Below are 18,143 nucleotides of genomic sequence, written 5' to 3' on the forward strand. Positions count from 1 at the left end.
ATATTTGTGTTGATTAAAACGATAGTCATGACCACGAAACTCACGCAATTACTAAAGATTAAATATCCTATAATTCAAGCACCCATGTTTTTAGTGTCTAATGTTGCTATGGTGACAGAGGCAATGAAATCTGGTATTGCTGGTTGTATTCCAGCATTAAATTATAGAACTCTAGAAGAACTAAGAGCGGCCATTCGTGAATTAAAGGCGAATAAAGTAGCAGGTGGTTCTTTCGGATTTAACTTGATAGTCAATAAGTCGAACATCAAATATAAAGGACAGTTAGAGGTCTTATGTGAAGAGGGTTGTGATTTTATTATTACGTCTTTAGGAAGTCCTGAAGAAACTATTAAAAGTGCTCATGCGGTAGGAATTAAAGTGTTTTGTGATGTGACGGACTTACATTTTGCTAAAAAAGTGGAAAGTTTAGGTGCAGACGCGGCAATTGCAGTTAATAATGAAGCTGGAGGTCATCGCGGTAATTTATCACCTGAAGAATTGATAAAACAATTAAATAAACACTTATCTATTCCAGTGATATCTGCAGGTGGTGTAGGTTGTAAAGCTGATATGGACAAAATGTTAAGCTATGGAGCCGAAGGGGTTTCTGTTGGGAGTCCATTTATTGCCTCAGTTGAAGCTGGTGTGACTGATGAATATAAACAAGCTTGTGTAGACTATGGTGCCGACGATATTGTGATGACACAACGAATTTCTGGAACGCCTTGTACGGTTATTAATACGCCATATGTCCAGAAGATAGGTACAAAATCAACTTGGATAGAAAACCTTTTAAATAAAAACCGAAAACTCAAAAAATGGGTCAAAATGATTCGTTTTTCAATCGGAATGAAGGCTACAGAAAATGCTGCTAAAAAGGCGACGTATAAGACGGTTTGGGTTGCTGGACCTAGTATAGAACATACTAAGGAAATCCTTCCTGTTAAGGATATCGTCTCTAAATTTGTCGATGAACCTATATAATTAAGACACTTTTTTTATCTGTCTTTAATTTACCATTTCAATTAATCCTTCCTTCTTATGCGTTAAGAAGATGTGCTGTATTATTGTAGATTTGCTTACCTTATAACCATCTATGAAAAAAGCACTCCTCATTTTCGTTGGTATTTTAGTTATAGCAATTGGATTGTTATATTGGTCGCTATCGAGTACTTCCAAGAGTTTTCAACGCTGTGTCATTCTCAATCATGATGATGTTAACACTATTGATTTTAGATCACATGATTCTGTATTAGTCGCAGCGAGTACCTTATACAACGCAGATGATATTAAACTTGTGGTTCAAGGCGAACAATATCGGGACGCATGGTCGACACCTGTCAATGTACCTATCTTGTTTTTAGATACGCTTTTCGGAGGTGTGACAATTTTAAAAGAAGGAGGAGGAAAGCAAACCCACTCCTTAAAATTGCAATCCAAAAATGGTATTATTTATACCTTAAGAAGCATCAATAAAGATCCGGAACCCTTGGTGCCAGAATTTGCAAAAACACTCGGACTTGAAAACATCATTGTGGATGGTATTTCTGCTCAACACCCTTACGCTGCAATTTTAGTAGCTGAATTGGCGGAAGCAGCAGACGTCATACATACGCACCCAAAAGCTGTATTTGTTCCGAAACAAAAAGCGCTTAACTCTTATAACGAAAAATACGGTAACCGCTTGTTCTTACTAGAATATGAAACAGAAGGTGACGTAAATTGGACACATTTATCAGAAATTGAAGAACTTTTAGATACCGAAGATTTACAAGAATTGAAGTTGGAATCTGATATACCAGTGCGCATCGACAAAAATACTTTGATTAGATCCCGACTTTTTGATTTGCTTATTGGCGATTGGGATCGACATACCAAACAATGGGGCTGGGCGGTTCAGCGTAGGACGGATTCTTTAGTAGCTTATCCTATTGCAGGTGATAGGGATAATGCCTTTTTTAATACGGAAGGAATTGTACCATCTATTATGACCAATGAATATGTGGTTCCAGAACTCAGACCATTTAAGAACGACATTGATTTTATGCCTGGATTGGTTTATCCATTTGATCGTTATTTTTTAATTGATACACCTGAAGAAAAATTTGTGGCACAAGCTGAACAGTTACAATTGCTGTTAACAGATGATGTTATCGATGACGCCTTGACGGTATGGACGAAGGAGCTCAATGACTTACACGGGAAATCAATCACTGATAAAATCAAACACAGACGAGACCAATTGGTGATCTATGCCAAAGCATTTAAAAAGAATATTGATGAAAAAGGTAAGGTTAAAGAAGCTTTAAAAGGCTCTGAAGATTTAGAACTACCAGCATATTTGAAGGAATGCTTTTCTTGCAATTAAAGTAGTTGTTTTTATCAGAATGACTTAAAATGCTGGTCTTTGATGTCAGACCATTCTGATTTTAAAATGCCATAACAGCAAGTGTTACGTCTAAATCCGTCTTTTAATAAGACGTCACGTCTGAGAATGCCCTCTAATTGCGCGCCTATTTTTTCGACGGCTTTTCGCGATTTCTGATTGCGCTCATCAATTCTAAATGCTACTTTTTCAAAATCTAAGGATTCAAAAGCATATTTCAACATTAAAAATTTGACATGTTGGTTTAATGCTGTTCCTTGAAAATTACCGCCAATCCACGTCCAACCAATATGTAATACAAGATTTTTCCAGTTAATTAGTCCAAATCGCGTACTTCCAGCATATTGCCCTTTTAGTTTATCGTATATGATAAAGGGAAGTGTATCCTTATTTTGATGGCCTTCTATGGCTGTCAGGACATAGGTTCTTAATTTCTCTGGTGTAGAAATATCGCTAGGCGAGTAATAGATGAGGTCTTTTTCCTTAGCAATTGGTAATAAGGACTCGTAGTTGTCTAACGTTAAGGGTGATAATAAAACACGCTCATTTTCTAACGTTGGTATCTGTGTCATAATTACGCAAATTGTTGTATTAATTGGGTGTTTACTTCGTGTATGCCTTCAAAGGGAATAATCGTTAATTGTTTTTCAAAAAGCATTTCTGCTTTCATGCGTTCCTGATGTATTCGCTCCGCTGTCAAATAAGCATCATCGGTACCATATATGAGTGAGGTTGCTCCCTTAAAAAACGCAAAATCATTTTTAGTGAGTTCATTAGGAATGCCACCAGAATGTAAAATCAGCTGGTCACATTGCAATTGCCGTTTAGCAATATAACGCATGGCCACACTCACACCTTGTGAATACCCGAATACGATTAGATTGGTCTTTTGAGTGGTCATTTCAGCATCAAAAATGGCATCAAAATAGTTCATAATATTTTCGGTCTCCATGATCGTATTTTCTTTGGTGAGCCAGCTAGCTCCAACGTGCTTAAATTTTGGAGTCATGTAATACTTGCTCTGAGCTTGTGGTGCGATGAAGTAGTTTTCTTCGGGTGCTAACCCCTTAAAATACTTTAAGAAATACCGGCTTAAATACCCCATGCCATGGCATACAAACCAGATGTTTTTGGTTTTAGATGTTAAGGTGTTTAAAGTGGAATAACTATTATGGATGTTATAAGAAATTTCCTTTTCTGTTGAATTCATTTTGTACTTTTGTTATCGACTTTAAAAATACAGTATTTCTATGCAATTATCTAAAGAAGTAGTTCTAGCAAAGGCCAACGCAGCGAGTAAAAATACACTTATGGAAACCTTAAATATTGAGATGGTAGACTATGGTGATGATTTTCTTGTAGCTAGAATGCCTGTGAATAGTGCTGTTTATCAACCAGATGGTGTTTTACATGGTGGAGCAACAGCAGCCTTAGCCGAAAGTGTGGGCAGTTTTGCATCACATATTTTTTTAGATATTGACAATAAATTTGTGAGAGGTTTAGAAATAACTGCAAATCACCTTAAAAGTGTTCGGGAAGGTTATGTGTATGCGAAAGCGACTTTTTTACACAAAGGAAGAACAACCCAATTATTAGATATCCGAGTGACAGATGATAATGACAATTTAGTGTCTATTTGTAGATTGTCTACCATATCTCTTCCCAAAAAGAAATAAGTATGTTGCTGGAAGAACTTTTCGATCAATTAGAATTACAATACCAAAAAGAGTTGCCATTTGTGGCTTACAATAAGTCAAATGATACTAAAATACACACGTTCTTTCAGAAAAATAATGATCTACGTATTAGTACTAATTTGAGTGAAAGCGGTTTTGTTTTTGCACCTTTCGATGACCAAAATGACACGGTTGTAATGCGAGTTGAAGACTGCATTCAGAACACTGCAGATTTAGACATTTCAGAAGGCATTAAAGTGGCGCCTTCGTCAGATTTAGAAAACGAGACCTCCAAAAAACAGCATCTAAATTTGATAAAAAAAGCGGTTGATGCGATTTCAGAACAAAAACTCAGAAAAGTTGTATTATCGCGAGTTGAAGAGGTAGAGGTTTCAGATGAAAATCCGATGACTTTATTTAAAAGTTTATTGGAATTATATCCTAGCGCCTTTGTTTACCTATGGTTTCATCCAAAAGTTGGACTCTGGTTAGGAGCTACACCAGAAACTCTGCTAAAGCTTCATGGTCTGCAGTTCCAAACAATGGCATTGGCAGGAACCCAATTATTTAAAAGCGATGACACAATTGAATGGGATTCGAAAAACAAAGAAGAGCAGGAGATAGTCACCAATTATATCGCTTCAGTCTTAGAACCTTACACATCAAAAATCGCCATTTCAACTGCTAAAACAGTAAGAGCTGGCGCTTTATGCCATTTACAATCAGAAATTTCAGGCTTATTAAAAACAGGGAGAACAAAGCAAGTGATTCAAGCTCTTCACCCAACACCGGCTGTTTGTGGTATGCCTAAAGACATATCCAAAGAATTTATTTTAAATAATGAGTCTTATGACCGTGAATTTTATACAGGTTTTTTAGGAGAATTAAATATGCACCAAATACAATCTAGAAATACGAACCGCAGGAATATAGAAAATAACGCGTATACTTCCCGACGAACGGTTAGTGATTTGTTTGTGAATTTGAGGTGCATGCAACTTAAAAAAGGTAAGGCCCTTGTGTATGTTGGTGGTGGCATTACAAAAGACTCAATTCCTGAGCAAGAATGGGAAGAAACGGTGAATAAATCACAGACTATTAAAAAGATTTTAGCTTGTGATTTCAATCTGTAGATTATATCTTGCTCGGTAGAAACGTTTCAAAGAGATCCAAATTCCTATTCTAATTCATAAAGTGCATGACACCTAAAATAAATAAAATAACCATCAACGATTTTAGACGTCGTGTCATGTTTGCGCTGACAAAAAACGTTGGAAATCGTCGTCCGTTAGAACCCACAGAATCCTTGGATGTTGACAAGGTGAAAACAGTCTTAGTACTTCGGCCAAATCACAGATTGGGAAATTTACTTTTGACAACACCACTTATTGAAGAAATTTCGAACACATTTCCGAATTGCAGCATAGACATTTTAGTTAAAGGAGACTATTTGGCTCCTATTGTGTTTGGAAATTATACCTCGGTGCGAGCATATTTAGCATTACCGAGAAAACCGTTTAACGAGCTTATCAAATATATACGATTGTGGATAAAAGTTAAGTTCAGTAGATACGACATGGTTATTAATGCAGTTGAAGGCTCATCTTCCGGACGTTTGCTCACGAAACTCGCCATTTCCAAACATAAAATTTTTGGTGGCTCACCTGAAAATAATGAGGTCCCGTTTGCTAACAGAGATCATATTGCGATTGGACCCATTTACGACTTAAGATATTATTTGAGTAAGATAGTTCCCATGACTGATGAGTATTTGCCACCTCTGGATTTAAAATTAACAGTATCTGAAATAGAACAAGGCGCATCCATTTTAAAGTCAATTGTCAATGATGATAGACCAGTTTTAGCTATTTTTACATTTGCTACAGGAACGAAATGTTACAGTACTGAATGGTGGCGAACTTTTTATGAACGATTGAAAGTTGAATTTCCTGAGTATAAAATCTTGGAGATATTACCGATTGAAAATGTGTCGCAAATACAGTTTGAGGCAACTACTTATTACAGTAAGGAAATACGTGAAATTGCTTCCGTAATGCACAATACAGAAGTGTTTATAGGAGCAGACAGTGGAATGATGCATTTAGCTGCTGCGGCTTTAACACCAACCATCGGTTTGTTTTCAAAACCTAACATTCACGAATATAAACCCTACGGTCCTAATAATTTCCCAATTGATACCAATACCACCTCATTAGATGAGAGTATGGCCTTGATAAGACGTGTTCTTCATTGATATTTAATTGAACCAAACAGCATATCGTTGTCGTCGTAATTCCAAGGCTAATGTTTCTTCCATCTTAACGGCTTCTGCACGCGTTGTCATCGGTGCAATGTGATTGTATAGACTCGGACGTAAATACAAACCATATTTTTCCACGATGTTAGAGGAGAGTTTATAGCCTTTTTTGTTTCGATATCCCGTTTTGTGCTGAAGGAAACGTTCTTTGGGTGTTTTACTCGTCATGCCAACATACAAACATTGTAAGACACCATTAAATTGTGGATTAGCCGCTCTAAATCTTGAATTTTCAGTAAAGACGCGTTTTGAGAGTTCGACAACATATACACGATATTCAATTTTCGGCATAAAATCAGAGTTAAAATATTAATCTATTGATTTCATAAGCTCTGAAACTGCGGCTTCTATTTGTTCATCTTTCCCATTTGTGATATCATCAAAATCATTTTTTACAATGATGTCTGGCACCAACTCCTTATTTTCTAAAACATCACCTTTGATGTCCAATACCTGCATATTTGGAATGCCGAAGATCATACCATTTTGAATACGCTCCCACCAAACAAAACTACAAGTGCCAGGAACTGGCATACCCACTAATTTTCCGATTTGAAGGTCTTTGTAACCTACAGGTGTACAATGAGCATCAGAGTAGTTAGATTCGCCTACAAGCATGATACTGGGTTTGGTCCAGCGACGTTGAGACTCTGTTCCTACTATTTTTCCACCATTTTGAAATTCCATATATTTTTTACCACTTAAAAAGGTGGTGATGTCATCTACCAAGTCGCCACCGCCATTAAAACGTGTGTCCACTACAAGCGCTTTCTTATGTACTTCATCGCCCATCACTTTATCTAAAAACTCTCGGAAACTTCCATCACTCATGTTTCGGATATGCATATAACCAATCTGATTGTTAGATAGTTTGTGGACCATCTCACGATTCTTCTTTATCCATCGTTGATAGCGCAATTCATTTTCTTCACCTAATGAAATAGGCTTAACACGTTCTTTCCATCGGCTTTCATTAGAAGGGTCGAAATACGTTAGTGTCACCACCGTGTTATTTTTTCTATTTAATAAGCCAAAGTAATTAGATCCTTTAGTGATGGTATGATCATCTATGGCTTCAATAATCACACCTGCTTTGACTTTCTTTTCGCCATTTACTAAAGGACTTCCTTCCATGACTTCGGAAATTTTAAGTCCGTCACCATCGTAACGCTCATCGACAAAAATTCCTAGAGAAGCCGTTTGATCGCCTTTAGGATCTAAATGCCTGTAGCGCGCTCCAGTGTGTGACGCATTGAGTTCTCCTAAAAGCTCACCTAAGACGTCTTTAAAGTCATGATCATTATTTAAATGTGGTACAAATTTTTTATAGTTCGCAGATAGCGTATCCCAAGGTGCACCGTGAAGATTAGGGTCAAGAAATTTTTTCTTGACTTGTCTAGCAACGTGATCTATAAGGTATAAACGCTCTGCAGATAGGTTAAAGGTCATTTCATCTTTAATACCAACAGGTTTCGATTTTCCAGAACTGAGTTCGATCTTTGAAATTCGACCACGACTCAATATAAAAACCTCCTTTGCATCTTTTCCGAAGGCCAGAGAACCGCCACGATCAAATTTTCCTAGCGATTTTATTTCTTTTGTTCTTAAGTCTAATTCCCATAGGTCTGTTTTGTTATCAACCCTGCCCAAATATAGCAGTGATTTTGCGTCTTTTGTAATGAGCATATCCGATAGATTTGTGGAGAACAGAGACAGTTTTGTTTTTCTTTGATCTAAGTGGTCAAATTCTATGGTCATCGGTGTCAATTTAGGGACTTCCTTATCTTTTAATTTGGCATCTTTTTTCTTGTCGTCTGAAGGCTTTTTATCCTTATCAGATTCCTCATCATAAAACGCAAATTCATCTTTATCCAATTTAAAAGTATCATATGCCTTTTGCGTTAAGAATACGCCATAAACATCTAATTGAGAAGGACCCGTTTTAGCAACGCTATGCATGCCATTTTTATCAGAAGCCCAATATAAGAGGGTTCCGTCCTGTGACCATTTTGGTGAGAAGTCACTAAAACCGCTTTTTGAGATATTGATTAATTCGCCAGTACCATCAGATTTTAAAATGCCTATTTCACCAAACCAATATTGATCAGGATAGAAAGTTATGGCAATCCACTGACCATCAGGACTCCATTGAAAATCTTGATCTCCATCAGCGTAGGAGAAATGTTTTTCACCATCATGGATTTTAGTAATCTTTTTGGTTTTTAGATGAATCGTTCGAAGCTTCGTTCGCTCTTCTAAATAAGCAACCGTTTCGCCGTTTGGAGAAAATCGCGGTTGAAAGCTTTCAGAAGAATTCGCCAATAAAACCGATTCTTCAAGTTCTAACGCATTCAAAAAATAAGAATCATCTTTTCTAGAAATCTGCTGAGTGTACAAATTCCAACTATTATTACGCTCACTGGCATAGACAATGGTTCTGCCATCTGGGCTAATGTCAATGCTGCGTTCCTGCTCAGGTGTTTCAGTTAAACGTCTCGTTAATTGACCATCTACGGACGTCACAAAAACATCACCTCTATGAATAAAAATAATTTCTTTACCATTGGGAGAGGGTACCATATCTGTCACATTGCCATTTACAAATAATAGCTCTGTATCCAAAATGGTATGATCGCCACTAACATCCACATCAATTCTAATTGGAGCTTCACCTAATTTTTGTGTGTAAATGCTTCCGTTGAAACTATAAGCTAATGTCCCATTATTGGCAGCAGATAAGTGCCGTACAGGATGTAAATTAAAATTTGAGACTTGGGTTGATGTTTCAGGATTGCTAAAACTGGATTGATACACATTGAATGTGCCTGATTTTTCTGACAAAAAGTAAAACGTGTCGTTAGGACCGAACACAGGATTACGATTTTCTCCTTTAAAATTAGATAGCTTTTTATAGGTGCCTTCGGTGGTCTTCATCCAAATATCTCTTGTAACAGAAGATGTATGATGCTTTCGCCACTCGTCTTCATAACCTTTAATCTCTTCAAAAAGCATAAGGCCTTGACTATTAGTTTTTGCTTCATAGGCAGGGAAACTACGTATCTGAGTAGGCATGGTCGCATCCGTTTTAACACTATATAATTCACCTAACTGATGAAACAGTAATGAGTTGGGATGGTCTAATCGAATACTATTGAACCAAACCGCATCGTTGCTAGCGGAAAAATCGGTAGGCCAATCATCAGCGGAATGCCTTGTTAAACGCTGAACGTTAGCGCCTGAAGCCGTCATGAGGAAAACATCAAAATTCCCATAACGGTTGGAAGCAAAAGCTATGTGTTCTCCGTCATGAGACCAAACAGGTCTTGTATCGTATCCGCTATTGGTAGTCAGTCTGGTTGCTTTACCGCCTTTAACAGGAACGACATAAATATCGGCATTATAGGTAAAGGCTATTTTGGTACCATCTGGAGAGATGGTTGTATGACGTAACCACAGATTCTCATTATTTTGGGAATGGCTATTAAAAAAAGAAAAAACAGAGCAAAGAAGGATGGTGAGGGAGAAGCGTTTCATAATTTTAGTTATTACACATATAGCTGTGAAAGTTAGCAAATTAATTATAGTCAATCTTGTTTTTTTTGAATTGTAATTTAAATAACTTTGTATTTACATGATATATCCTAAAATTCCGCTTGCACAAACGGTCATCCAGTTGTGTAAATTAAAAGACGTTCGGCATATAGTTATTTCTCCAGGTAGTAGAAATGCACCTCTCACCATTGGATTTACCAACGATGAGGATTTCAAATGTTACAGTATTGTAGATGAACGCTGTGCTGCCTTTTTTGCTATGGGAATTGCACAACAGATCAAACAACCCGTAGCCGTCGTATGTACTTCAGGAAGTGCATTGTTAAATTATTATCCAGCGGTCGCTGAAGCATTTTACAGTGAAATCCCTTTAATAGTGCTTTCTGCAGATCGTCCTAAACACTTAATCGGGATTGGTGACGGGCAAACAATTAATCAAAAAGACGTCTTTGAAAACCACATCCTTTATTCTGCCAATTTGAAATTAGACCTAAAGGATGAGCATCGCTTATCAGAAAAAGAAGAGCTGCCAATTTTCAAGAGTATAGAAAATAAATTAGAACGGTTTTTAGGAATACAACATGGCATACAATCTCATAATGAAGATGAAATAAATGATGCGATTAATATGGCGCGTTTCAGACAAGGACCCGTTCATATCAATATTCCATTTGATGAACCATTGTACGAAACTAGTGAGACTCTTTCGGTGAAACCTAAGGCTGTTGAGCTTGAATTAAAGCCAACCAAAATAGATCAGGCAGAATTAAAAGATTGTTTAGATGAATGGTATGTGTCTACTAAAAAAATGATTTTAGTGGGTGTTTTACCTCCTAATGACATTGAACAGCAATGGCTGAACGAATTAGCAGATGACGATAGTGTTATTGTGTTTACAGAGACGACTTCTAACTTGCATCACCCGAATTTTTTCTCCAGTATTGATAAAATTATTGCGCCTTTAGAAGAAGCAGAGTTTAAGGCTTTGCAGCCAGATATTTTGATCACACTTGGAGGTATGATTGTTTCTAAAAAGATCAAAGCTTTTTTGAGATCTCATCCACCAAAGCAACATTGGCATATCGATGAAAGAAATGCTAACGACACGTTTTTTTGCCTGACGAAACATTTGGTCGCTCGTCCAAATGATTTTCTTTCAGAGTTTCTTCCTAAAATAACGCACGTGGCGAAAAGTAATTATTTCGATACCTGGCATCTCGTGAAACAACGTCGACACAAAAAGCACTTAGACTATTTGAAGCAAATTCAGTTTAGTGACTTAAAGGTGTTTGGATCAGTGTTAAAGTCATTACCTAATAAAACCATTCTTCAGTTAGGAAATAGTTCAACGGTACGCTATGCGCAATTGTTTAATTTGAATCCAACTTTAGAAGTCTATTGCAATCGCGGAACAAGTGGGATAGATGGCAGTACGTCAACAGCCATTGGATGTGCCAGTGTTCAAGCGAAGCAAACCAATTTTATAACAGGTGATCTCAGCTTCTTCTATGATAGTAATGCCCTATGGAATAACTATATACCCAATAACTTCAGGATTATATTAATCAATAATAATGGTGGAGGTATCTTCCGCATATTACCAGGTCACAAAAATTCTGAAAATTTTGATTATTTTTTTGAAACAACACATCACTTGTCTGCCAAACAATTATGTGACATGTTTCATTTTGAATACCACACTGCCAAAAACGCTGAAGAACTTGAGTTCGAATTAAAAACATTTTATAACAAATCCAAACGTCCGAGGTTATTGGAGATCTTTACACCTAGAACTGAAAATGATGACATTTTACTTGAATACTTCAATTTTATCAAATAATTAAATGTGACGAACATTCTTTTATGGTGTCTAATTATTAGCTATATTTAGTGAGCAAATTATTTATTAACAATAAAATACAACTAAGATGAGTAAAAGAGATGATTTGATAGCAAAGTATGCTGCGGATTTAAAAGACAAATGTGGTGTTAATCCAGATATGGATTTATTGACTAAAGTAACGATTGGTTGCGGACCTTCTATTTACAATGCAGATGCTGCAACGGTCTCAGGTTCGGATGAATCAGAGTTGGCCACTGTAAAAAATAACTTTTTAATCAAAAAGTTGGGATTAAAAGATAGCGCCGATTTAGATAAAGCAATTGACTCAGTTATGGAAACCTACGGAAAATCTAACAGAAATAAGTATCGTGCTGTGGTGTATTATTTGTTGACAAAACACTTCAATAAAGAATCGGCTTATTAATTAGAATTCTTCAAAATATACGAGCGTTATCATTCATTAGAATTATAACGCTTTTTTTATTTCCAATGACTAATATCTGTATCTTTGCCGCATGATAAGAATAGGAGATTATAATACCTTAGAAATACTACGCGAAACAGATCAAGGTTTGTATATAGCAGACACTGAAGGAAATGAAGTGTTATTACCCAATCGATATGTGCCTGAATCTTATAAGATTTGGGATAAGATTGAAGTCTTTGTGTATTTAGATAATGAAGAAAGACCAGTTGCCGTTACCGATACACCGTATATCGTACGTGATGATTTTGCCTTATTGCGATGTAATGAAGTCACCAAGCATGGAGCGTTTCTAGATTGGGGACTCGTGAAAGAATTGTTTTGTCCATTTAAGGAACAGGCTTTTAAAATGAAAGCAGGTGGTTGGTATTTAGTGTATTGTTATTTAGATGACGAAACAGATAGGTTAGTGGCATCCAGCAAAACAAATCAGTTTTTGGATAATAAAGACTTGACTGTTCAGCAATTTGATGAGGTAGATTTGATTGTATCTCATCCTTCAGAACTCGGTATGAATGTCATTGTGAACAAACAACATTTAGGTTTAATTTTTTCCGAAGATATATTTAAGGATATTAGTGTAGGTGACCGACTAAAAGGGTATGTCAAGAAAGTAAGACCAGATAATAAATTGGATATTGTATTAGGAAAAATTGGTTACAGAAAGATAGAGCCCAATGCTGAAATCGTCATGCAACATCTTGAAGATAGTCGAGACGGATTTCTTCCTTTAAATGATAAATCAGATCCTGAAGCTATTAAAAAAGAGCTTCAAATGAGTAAGAAAACATTCAAAAAAGCGGTTGGAACCCTCTATAAACAGCGCTTAATAACGATTGAGCCTGATGGTATCCGATTAGTTGAGTGATGCTTTGCTCAACTTGTTTATAACGCGTTTATATACCGTGTCAAGTCCCTCATAAAGATTATCAAAGCTAATATTATCTGAGGTACAAAATTGACTTTCAATTTCGGCATTCATTCTACCAGCCTCGTTATGACTTACAATGCCATAAGCTACGAGATTCGGAAAAATCGATTTTACTTCTACCGTTTCCAATAGCGCAATGGAGTAGGAGTTAATCCGATTAGCAACAATACCAAATGGCTTGGAGTTGCCAAAATAGGCCATGAGATCATGGATGGTCTTTCTGGCTGTTGCCAAATCGATATGCATGCCTTCATTAAATTCAACGACGGCTATATGATTAAAAAAATGTAGTGTACCGGCTTCAGATTGCTCTTGCTTCACAATTTGCGTAGCTACTTTAGATTCAACAATTTTCATAGTCCCTTATTATGATTCTTTATAACTAATTTTTTGACACTTAACATGTTAGTGCCTTTCTTGAGACACAACTTTTTTAAATAAGTCACATAAACAATTTGTCACGAGTTTATAATACGTTTTATTGAACGGTTTTGGATGTTTGAAGGTTGACTTATTATATTTAAAAGCAGTATTTTTGTATTAAATTTATTCGTCTTATGAAGAAAGCTAATTGGGTTACGGCTAAAACTTATGAAGATATCACATATCAAAAATGTAATGGCGTTGCGAGGATTGCCTTTAACCGTCCAAATGTTAGAAATGCCTTTCGACCAAAAACAACCAGTGAACTTTATGACGCTTTTTATGATGCCAATGAAGATGTCCATATTGGCGTAGTATTGTTGTCTGCGGAAGGGCCATCAACTAAAGATGGCATATGGAGTTTTTGTTCTGGTGGTGATCAGAAAGCGCGAGGACACCAAGGCTATGTTGGTGATGATGGGTATCATCGTTTAAATATTTTGGAAGTTCAGCGCCTTATTCGATTTATGCCAAAGGCAGTCATTGCTGTGGTACCTGGTTGGGCAGTTGGTGGAGGCCATAGTCTGCACGTGGTTTGTGATCTTACTTTAGCCAGTAAAGAACACGCCATATTTAAACAGACAGATGCTGATGTCACTAGTTTTGATGGTGGTTATGGGTCTGCATACTTAGCGAAAATGGTTGGTCAGAAAAAAGCACGTGAGATATTTTTCCTCGGAAGAAATTACTCGGCTCAGGAGGCTTACGAGATGGGTATGGTGAATGCGGTGATTCCTCATGATGAATTAGAAACTACTGCTTATGACTGGGCTCAAGAAATTTTAGCAAAATCTCCAACATCTATCAAAATGCTCAAATTTGCAATGAACCTTACAGATGATGGTATGGTCGGACAGCAAGTTTTTGCCGGTGAAGCAACACGTTTAGCGTATATGACAGACGAAGCAAAAGAGGGACGAGATGCTTTTTTAGAAAAGCGAAAGCCCAACTTTGATAAAAAATGGATTCCATAATCTAAAAGTCTCAGATGTTAGATACTATAAAACCTTGGATTTCTGCATTTCGATTGCGGACCCTTCCTCTATCAGTTTCTGGAATTATAATTGGGTCGTGTTTTGCACACTATAATGGCTATTTTGATGGTATGATTTTCACCTTCGCCATCTTACTTACCATTGCCTTACAGATATTGTCCAATTTAGCAAATGATTATGGGGATGGTGTCAAAGGAACAGATAATGAGAATAGGTTGGGACCAACAAGAGCGATTCAAAGTGGCGCCATTTCTCCAGAGGAAATGTTAGACGGTATCAAGATGAATATTTTAGTGGTTATTGTCTTAACGGTGGGCTTAATTTTTGCCTCCTTTGGAAGTAAATATTTTTTTTATGCGTTTGTCTTTTTTATACTTGCCGGTTTGTCCGTTTATGCAGCAATTAACTATACTATTGGCAGTTCGCCTTATGGCTATAAGGCACTTGGCGATGTCTTTGTTTTTTTGTTTTTCGGACTTCTAAGTGTGATTGGAAGTTATTTTTTGTATGCCAAACAGGTAGATCATCATGTCATTTTACCTGCTATTATAGTGGGTTTATTAAGTGTGGGCGTATTAAACCTCAATAATATGCGTGATATTGCTTCAGATGAAGCAGTAGGAAAAGTGACGTTGGCGGTAAAACTCGGTAAAAAAAGAGCCAAACAATATCATATTATCTTAATTATTAGCGCCATGATTTTGTCGGTAATCTTTGCGATATTATATTACTCAAGAGTTTACATTTTCTTATTCTTAATCGCTTTTATCCCGTTAACTATTCACCTTAGAAAAATTATAAAAGCCAAGACTTCAGAAGATTTTGATCCACAATTAAAAGTATTGGCACTGACCACATTTTTCCTTTCTATTCTATTAGGTGTTGGTTATATTTTATGAAATAATTAACATAAAAGTTTGGTTATCAACAAATTAATGCTTAAATTAGTCTTGAAATTTTGTAGGTCGGCATTTGTTTGCTATTATGTTGACAATAAAATTTGGGGCTTTAAAAACTCAGACAATTTCTTCAAATCTGTCTGAGTTTTTTTCGTATTTTAGGACTTATTAATTCATTTTAATCTTGCCTCTTATGCAAATTACGTTTTACGGTCACGCCAGTTTAGGGCTTAAAATTGGCGATATACATATTTTGGTAGATCCTTTTATTACAGCAAATCCTAAAGCCTCACATATCAATATTGATCAACTTGAGGCGGATTATATTCTGGTGACACATGCGCACCAAGATCATATTTTAGATGTGGAAGTGATAGCCAAAAGAACAGGCGCTGTTGTCGTGTCAAATTTTGAAATAGCCACACATTTTGATAATCTAGGAATAGAGAACCACCCGATGAATCACGGAGGACAATGGGATTTTGAATTTGGCAATTTAAAATATGTGAATGCTATTCATACATCCTCGTTTCCAGATGGTAGTTATGGTGGTCAACCTGGAGGTTTTGTGATTGAAGGAGAACACAAGAATATCTATATTGCTGGTGATACAGCCTTAACAATGGACATGAAACTCATCCCAATGTTTACAAAGCTCGATTTAGCAATTTTGCCTATTGGTGATAATTTTACCATGGGCATTGATGAAGCGATTATGGCCAGCGATTTTGTGCAATGTGATAAAGTATTAGGATACCATTTTGACACCTTCGGATATATTGAAATCGATCATGAAGCTGCAAAGCGTCAATTTTTTGATAAAAATAAAGACCTTATGCTGTTAGAAATAGGGGAAAGCATCGAATTGTAATTATCGCACTTTACTTCTCAAGACTAATTTATGAATGAGTCTTGGTGATAATCGCTTCACGTATACACCAAAGCGTTCAAATTTTCCAATATAAGCCTCGAACTTTTCTTTTTGGATTGCTTTTATCATTTTCCTGACAAAAACCTCTACATCAAGACCATTTTCAGTTGCTTCATCTTGATGTCCTTGCTTTGAGCCGTCTGCCGTTAATGCATTTCTGGCAACATTGGTATTGACAAATCCCGGACATATCATGGTCACTTTAATGCCATCTTTGTCATGCTCAAGTCTTAAAGCGTCGAAAAAACCGTGTAAGGCATGTTTTGCTCCACAATAAGACGATCGATAATGCGAACTAAACTTTCCCATGAGACTGGTAACTACGACATAATGTCCAAATTGATTCGCAACGAAATGCGGAAGCAGTGCTTTTGATAGCGCTACAGTTCCCAAATAATCAATTTCCATAAGTTTACGGTCTACTTCAATAGACGTTTCAATGATGGGTGAACGTTGGCTAATACCACCATTATTAACTAATATATCTATTCTTCCGAAGCATTTAATAGCACTTTCAGTGATACTTGGCATGTCCTCGCTCTTAGCTAAATCTAAAGGTAAAACGGCCACACGATTTGGATTTTGACATTGTAATTTCACCTCTTCTAAAACCGCTTCACGCCTTGCAGATAAAATAAGGTTGCAGTCCTGTTGCGATAAGGCTATCGCTAAGCTTTTGCCAATACCACTTGAAGCTCCAGTAATCCAAATTATTTTATTGGTGAAGGTCATTGTTGCTGATGTTGTTGTTGCCAAGTCCTTCTTAAGTCCTCACTGATACGTCCAGTACCGTCGTGTTTCCATCCTGGAGGTTTTATAAGGTATAACAATCGGTTCTTAAATGATTTTTTTCCTGTAAACACATCTTTAAACATGTGAGCCCATTCAATGAATGCTATTTTTACCGGATTATAAGTGTTGATATTTTTTACCAATCCGTAAACCACTTTTTCGTCGGTTAATTCTGGTTGGTACGTACCGAATAGCTTATCCCAAATAATTAAGATACCTGCATGGTTTCTATCCAAATATAAAGGGTTGCTTCCATGATGTACACGATGGTGTGATGGCGTATTGAATACCGCTTCAAACCATTTTGGCAGCTTATCGATGGTTTCTGTATGAATCCAAAATTGATATAATAAACTGATAGACATTTGTAATAGAATCATGGCTGGATGAAATCCTAAAAGCGGTAACCACAACCAAAAAACAAAGGAATAAAAACCTCCAGACCAAGTTTGTCTTAAAGCCGTACTCAAGTTATAATGTTGTGATGAATGATGAACCACATGAGAAGCCCAAAAAAGTCGGCATTCATGTGAAATGCGATGAAACCAATAATACGAGAAATCGTCTGCAAAAAAAAGCAATAAAAAACTCCACCATGCAATAGGTATTGTAAAGAGTCTCACATGTTCATAAATGACAAAGAAAGCTACCAATACTAAGGCCTTACTAAAAAAACCTAAAAACACATTGCCAAGTCCCATGGCTATCGATGAAAAAGCGTCTTTAGTTTCATAGGTTTTGACACCTTTTCGTAGTGTGACGTACAGTTCTAATAGCATGGATACAATAAAAAACGGGATGGCTAATAAGATGATATTTGGAAACTCGGGATCAGACATGGGATTTCTATGGTTTTAGCTAAAGTACAAAATTGTTAAAAATCTGTTATTTGGTGCCACACATTTTTTATCGAG

18 protein-coding genes are annotated in these 18,143 nt (G+C 36.6%); 11 read left to right on the forward strand and 7 right to left on the reverse strand.

Annotated elements, in window-relative coordinates:
- Positions 1–12 precede the first annotated feature (12 nt).
- Positions 13–984: an NAD(P)H-dependent flavin oxidoreductase gene (locus tag ACU8DI_RS05290; protein ID WP_447112061.1), complete on the forward strand. Its 972-nt coding sequence runs from the start codon at positions 13–15 to the stop codon at positions 982–984.
- A gap of 112 nt (positions 985–1,096) precedes the next feature.
- Positions 1,097–2,368, forward strand: coding sequence for a hypothetical protein (locus tag ACU8DI_RS05295; RefSeq protein ID WP_447111710.1), 1,272 nt, complete (start codon positions 1,097–1,099; stop codon positions 2,366–2,368).
- 14 nt (positions 2,369–2,382) lie between these two features.
- On the opposite strand, the gene ACU8DI_RS05300 is transcribed toward ACU8DI_RS05295, so the two are convergent.
- Positions 2,383–2,958: a GNAT family N-acetyltransferase gene (locus ACU8DI_RS05300; protein WP_447111711.1), complete on the reverse strand. Its 576-nt coding sequence runs from the start codon at positions 2,956–2,958 to the stop codon at positions 2,383–2,385.
- A 2-nt stretch (positions 2,959–2,960) separates the two neighbouring features.
- Positions 2,961–3,596 (reverse strand): alpha/beta hydrolase, encoded by a 636-nt coding sequence (locus ACU8DI_RS05305; RefSeq protein ID WP_447111712.1) that lies wholly within the window; start codon positions 3,594–3,596, stop codon positions 2,961–2,963.
- Between the two features lie 40 nt (positions 3,597–3,636).
- Here ACU8DI_RS05305 and ACU8DI_RS05310 point away from each other — a divergent pair, with 40 nt between their 5' ends.
- The 3 genes from ACU8DI_RS05310 (at position 3,637) to ACU8DI_RS05320 (ending at position 6,316) form a co-directional block, all read left to right on the forward strand.
- Complete coding sequence (locus tag ACU8DI_RS05310) at positions 3,637–4,062, forward strand: PaaI family thioesterase (RefSeq protein ID WP_447111713.1); 426 nt, start codon at positions 3,637–3,639, stop codon at positions 4,060–4,062.
- 2 nt (positions 4,063–4,064) lie between these two features.
- Positions 4,065–5,195 (forward strand): chorismate-binding protein, encoded by a 1,131-nt coding sequence (locus ACU8DI_RS05315; RefSeq protein ID WP_447111714.1) that lies wholly within the window; start codon positions 4,065–4,067, stop codon positions 5,193–5,195.
- Positions 5,196–5,260: 65 nt separating this feature from the next.
- The gene (locus ACU8DI_RS05320; RefSeq protein WP_447111715.1) at positions 5,261–6,316 is read left to right on the forward strand and encodes a glycosyltransferase family 9 protein; all 1,056 of its coding nucleotides are present in this window, start codon (positions 5,261–5,263) and stop codon (positions 6,314–6,316) included.
- 3 nt (positions 6,317–6,319) lie between these two features.
- On the opposite strand, the gene ACU8DI_RS05325 is transcribed toward ACU8DI_RS05320, so the two are convergent.
- Both ACU8DI_RS05325 and ACU8DI_RS05330 read right to left on the reverse strand, forming a co-directional pair.
- On the reverse strand, positions 6,320–6,670 hold the full coding sequence (locus ACU8DI_RS05325; protein ID WP_447111716.1) for a ribose-5-phosphate isomerase: 351 nt from the start codon (positions 6,668–6,670) through the stop codon (positions 6,320–6,322).
- Between the two features lie 18 nt (positions 6,671–6,688).
- Positions 6,689–9,913: a S41 family peptidase gene (locus tag ACU8DI_RS05330; RefSeq protein ID WP_447111717.1), complete on the reverse strand. Its 3,225-nt coding sequence runs from the start codon at positions 9,911–9,913 to the stop codon at positions 6,689–6,691.
- A gap of 97 nt (positions 9,914–10,010) precedes the next feature.
- On the opposite strand from ACU8DI_RS05330, the gene menD reads away from it, so the two are divergent.
- The 3 genes from menD (at position 10,011) to ACU8DI_RS05345 (ending at position 13,126) form a co-directional block, all read left to right on the forward strand.
- Positions 10,011–11,771, forward strand: coding sequence for a 2-succinyl-5-enolpyruvyl-6-hydroxy-3-cyclohexene-1-carboxylic-acid synthase (gene menD, locus ACU8DI_RS05335; protein WP_447111718.1), 1,761 nt, complete (start codon positions 10,011–10,013; stop codon positions 11,769–11,771).
- Positions 11,772–11,859: 88 nt separating this feature from the next.
- Entirely contained in the window at positions 11,860–12,198 is a 339-nt protein-coding gene (locus tag ACU8DI_RS05340) for a DUF2853 family protein (RefSeq protein ID WP_447111719.1), read from the forward strand.
- 91 nt (positions 12,199–12,289) lie between these two features.
- Positions 12,290–13,126 carry a CvfB family protein gene (locus ACU8DI_RS05345; RefSeq protein WP_447111720.1) on the forward strand — a complete coding sequence of 279 codons (837 nt, stop codon included), beginning with the start codon at positions 12,290–12,292 and terminating at the stop codon, positions 13,124–13,126.
- Here the strand turns inward: ACU8DI_RS05345 and ACU8DI_RS05350 are convergent.
- Entirely contained in the window at positions 13,115–13,546 is a 432-nt protein-coding gene (locus ACU8DI_RS05350) for a hypothetical protein (RefSeq protein WP_447111721.1), read from the reverse strand. The genes ACU8DI_RS05345 and ACU8DI_RS05350 overlap by 12 nt on opposite strands.
- Before the next feature lie 200 nt (positions 13,547–13,746).
- On the opposite strand from ACU8DI_RS05350, the gene ACU8DI_RS05355 reads away from it, so the two are divergent.
- The 3 genes from ACU8DI_RS05355 (at position 13,747) to ACU8DI_RS05365 (ending at position 16,377) form a co-directional block, all read left to right on the forward strand.
- Positions 13,747–14,586 (forward strand): 1,4-dihydroxy-2-naphthoyl-CoA synthase, encoded by an 840-nt coding sequence (locus tag ACU8DI_RS05355; RefSeq protein ID WP_447111722.1) that lies wholly within the window; start codon positions 13,747–13,749, stop codon positions 14,584–14,586.
- Positions 14,587–14,600: 14 nt separating this feature from the next.
- Positions 14,601–15,506, forward strand: a complete 906-nt coding sequence (menA, locus tag ACU8DI_RS05360; RefSeq protein WP_447111723.1) for a 1,4-dihydroxy-2-naphthoate octaprenyltransferase — start codon at positions 14,601–14,603, stop codon at positions 15,504–15,506.
- A gap of 193 nt (positions 15,507–15,699) precedes the next feature.
- Entirely contained in the window at positions 15,700–16,377 is a 678-nt protein-coding gene (locus ACU8DI_RS05365; protein WP_447111724.1) for a metal-dependent hydrolase, read from the forward strand.
- Here the strand turns inward: ACU8DI_RS05365 and ACU8DI_RS05370 are convergent, their stop codons facing one another.
- On the reverse strand, positions 16,378–17,169 hold the full coding sequence (locus ACU8DI_RS05370; protein WP_447111725.1) for an SDR family oxidoreductase: 792 nt from the start codon (positions 17,167–17,169) through the stop codon (positions 16,378–16,380). It abuts the gene before it with no gap.
- Positions 17,166–18,068, reverse strand: a complete 903-nt coding sequence (locus tag ACU8DI_RS05375; RefSeq protein WP_447111726.1) for a sterol desaturase family protein — start codon at positions 18,066–18,068, stop codon at positions 17,166–17,168. The genes ACU8DI_RS05370 and ACU8DI_RS05375 overlap by 4 nt, the downstream gene beginning before the upstream one ends.
- Between the last annotated feature and the right edge of the window lie 75 nt (positions 18,069–18,143).

Source organism: Psychroserpens sp. BH13MA-6 (assembly GCF_052983595.1).

Coding starts and splice junctions, on each gene's coding strand:
- ACU8DI_RS05295 (WP_447111710.1), top strand. CDS start 1,097: ATGAAAAAAGCACTCCTCATTTTCGTTGGTATTTTAGTTATAGCAATT.
- ACU8DI_RS05300 (WP_447111711.1), bottom strand. CDS start 2,958: ATGACACAGATACCAACGTTAGAAAATGAGCGTGTTTTATTATCACCC.
- ACU8DI_RS05305 (WP_447111712.1), bottom strand. CDS start 3,596: ATGAATTCAACAGAAAAGGAAATTTCTTATAACATCCATAATAGTTAT.
- ACU8DI_RS05310 (WP_447111713.1), top strand. CDS start 3,637: ATGCAATTATCTAAAGAAGTAGTTCTAGCAAAGGCCAACGCAGCGAGT.
- ACU8DI_RS05315 (WP_447111714.1), top strand. CDS start 4,065: ATGTTGCTGGAAGAACTTTTCGATCAATTAGAATTACAATACCAAAAA.
- ACU8DI_RS05320 (WP_447111715.1), top strand. CDS start 5,261: ATGACACCTAAAATAAATAAAATAACCATCAACGATTTTAGACGTCGT.
- ACU8DI_RS05325 (WP_447111716.1), bottom strand. CDS start 6,670: ATGCCGAAAATTGAATATCGTGTATATGTTGTCGAACTCTCAAAACGC.
- ACU8DI_RS05330 (WP_447111717.1), bottom strand. CDS start 9,913: ATGAAACGCTTCTCCCTCACCATCCTTCTTTGCTCTGTTTTTTCTTTT.
- menD (WP_447111718.1), top strand. CDS start 10,011: ATGATATATCCTAAAATTCCGCTTGCACAAACGGTCATCCAGTTGTGT.
- ACU8DI_RS05340 (WP_447111719.1), top strand. CDS start 11,860: ATGAGTAAAAGAGATGATTTGATAGCAAAGTATGCTGCGGATTTAAAA.
- ACU8DI_RS05345 (WP_447111720.1), top strand. CDS start 12,290: ATGATAAGAATAGGAGATTATAATACCTTAGAAATACTACGCGAAACA.
- ACU8DI_RS05350 (WP_447111721.1), bottom strand. CDS start 13,546: ATGAAAATTGTTGAATCTAAAGTAGCTACGCAAATTGTGAAGCAAGAG.
- ACU8DI_RS05355 (WP_447111722.1), top strand. CDS start 13,747: ATGAAGAAAGCTAATTGGGTTACGGCTAAAACTTATGAAGATATCACA.
- menA (WP_447111723.1), top strand. CDS start 14,601: ATGTTAGATACTATAAAACCTTGGATTTCTGCATTTCGATTGCGGACC.
- ACU8DI_RS05365 (WP_447111724.1), top strand. CDS start 15,700: ATGCAAATTACGTTTTACGGTCACGCCAGTTTAGGGCTTAAAATTGGC.
- ACU8DI_RS05370 (WP_447111725.1), bottom strand. CDS start 17,169: ATGACCTTCACCAATAAAATAATTTGGATTACTGGAGCTTCAAGTGGT.
- ACU8DI_RS05375 (WP_447111726.1), bottom strand. CDS start 18,068: ATGTCTGATCCCGAGTTTCCAAATATCATCTTATTAGCCATCCCGTTT.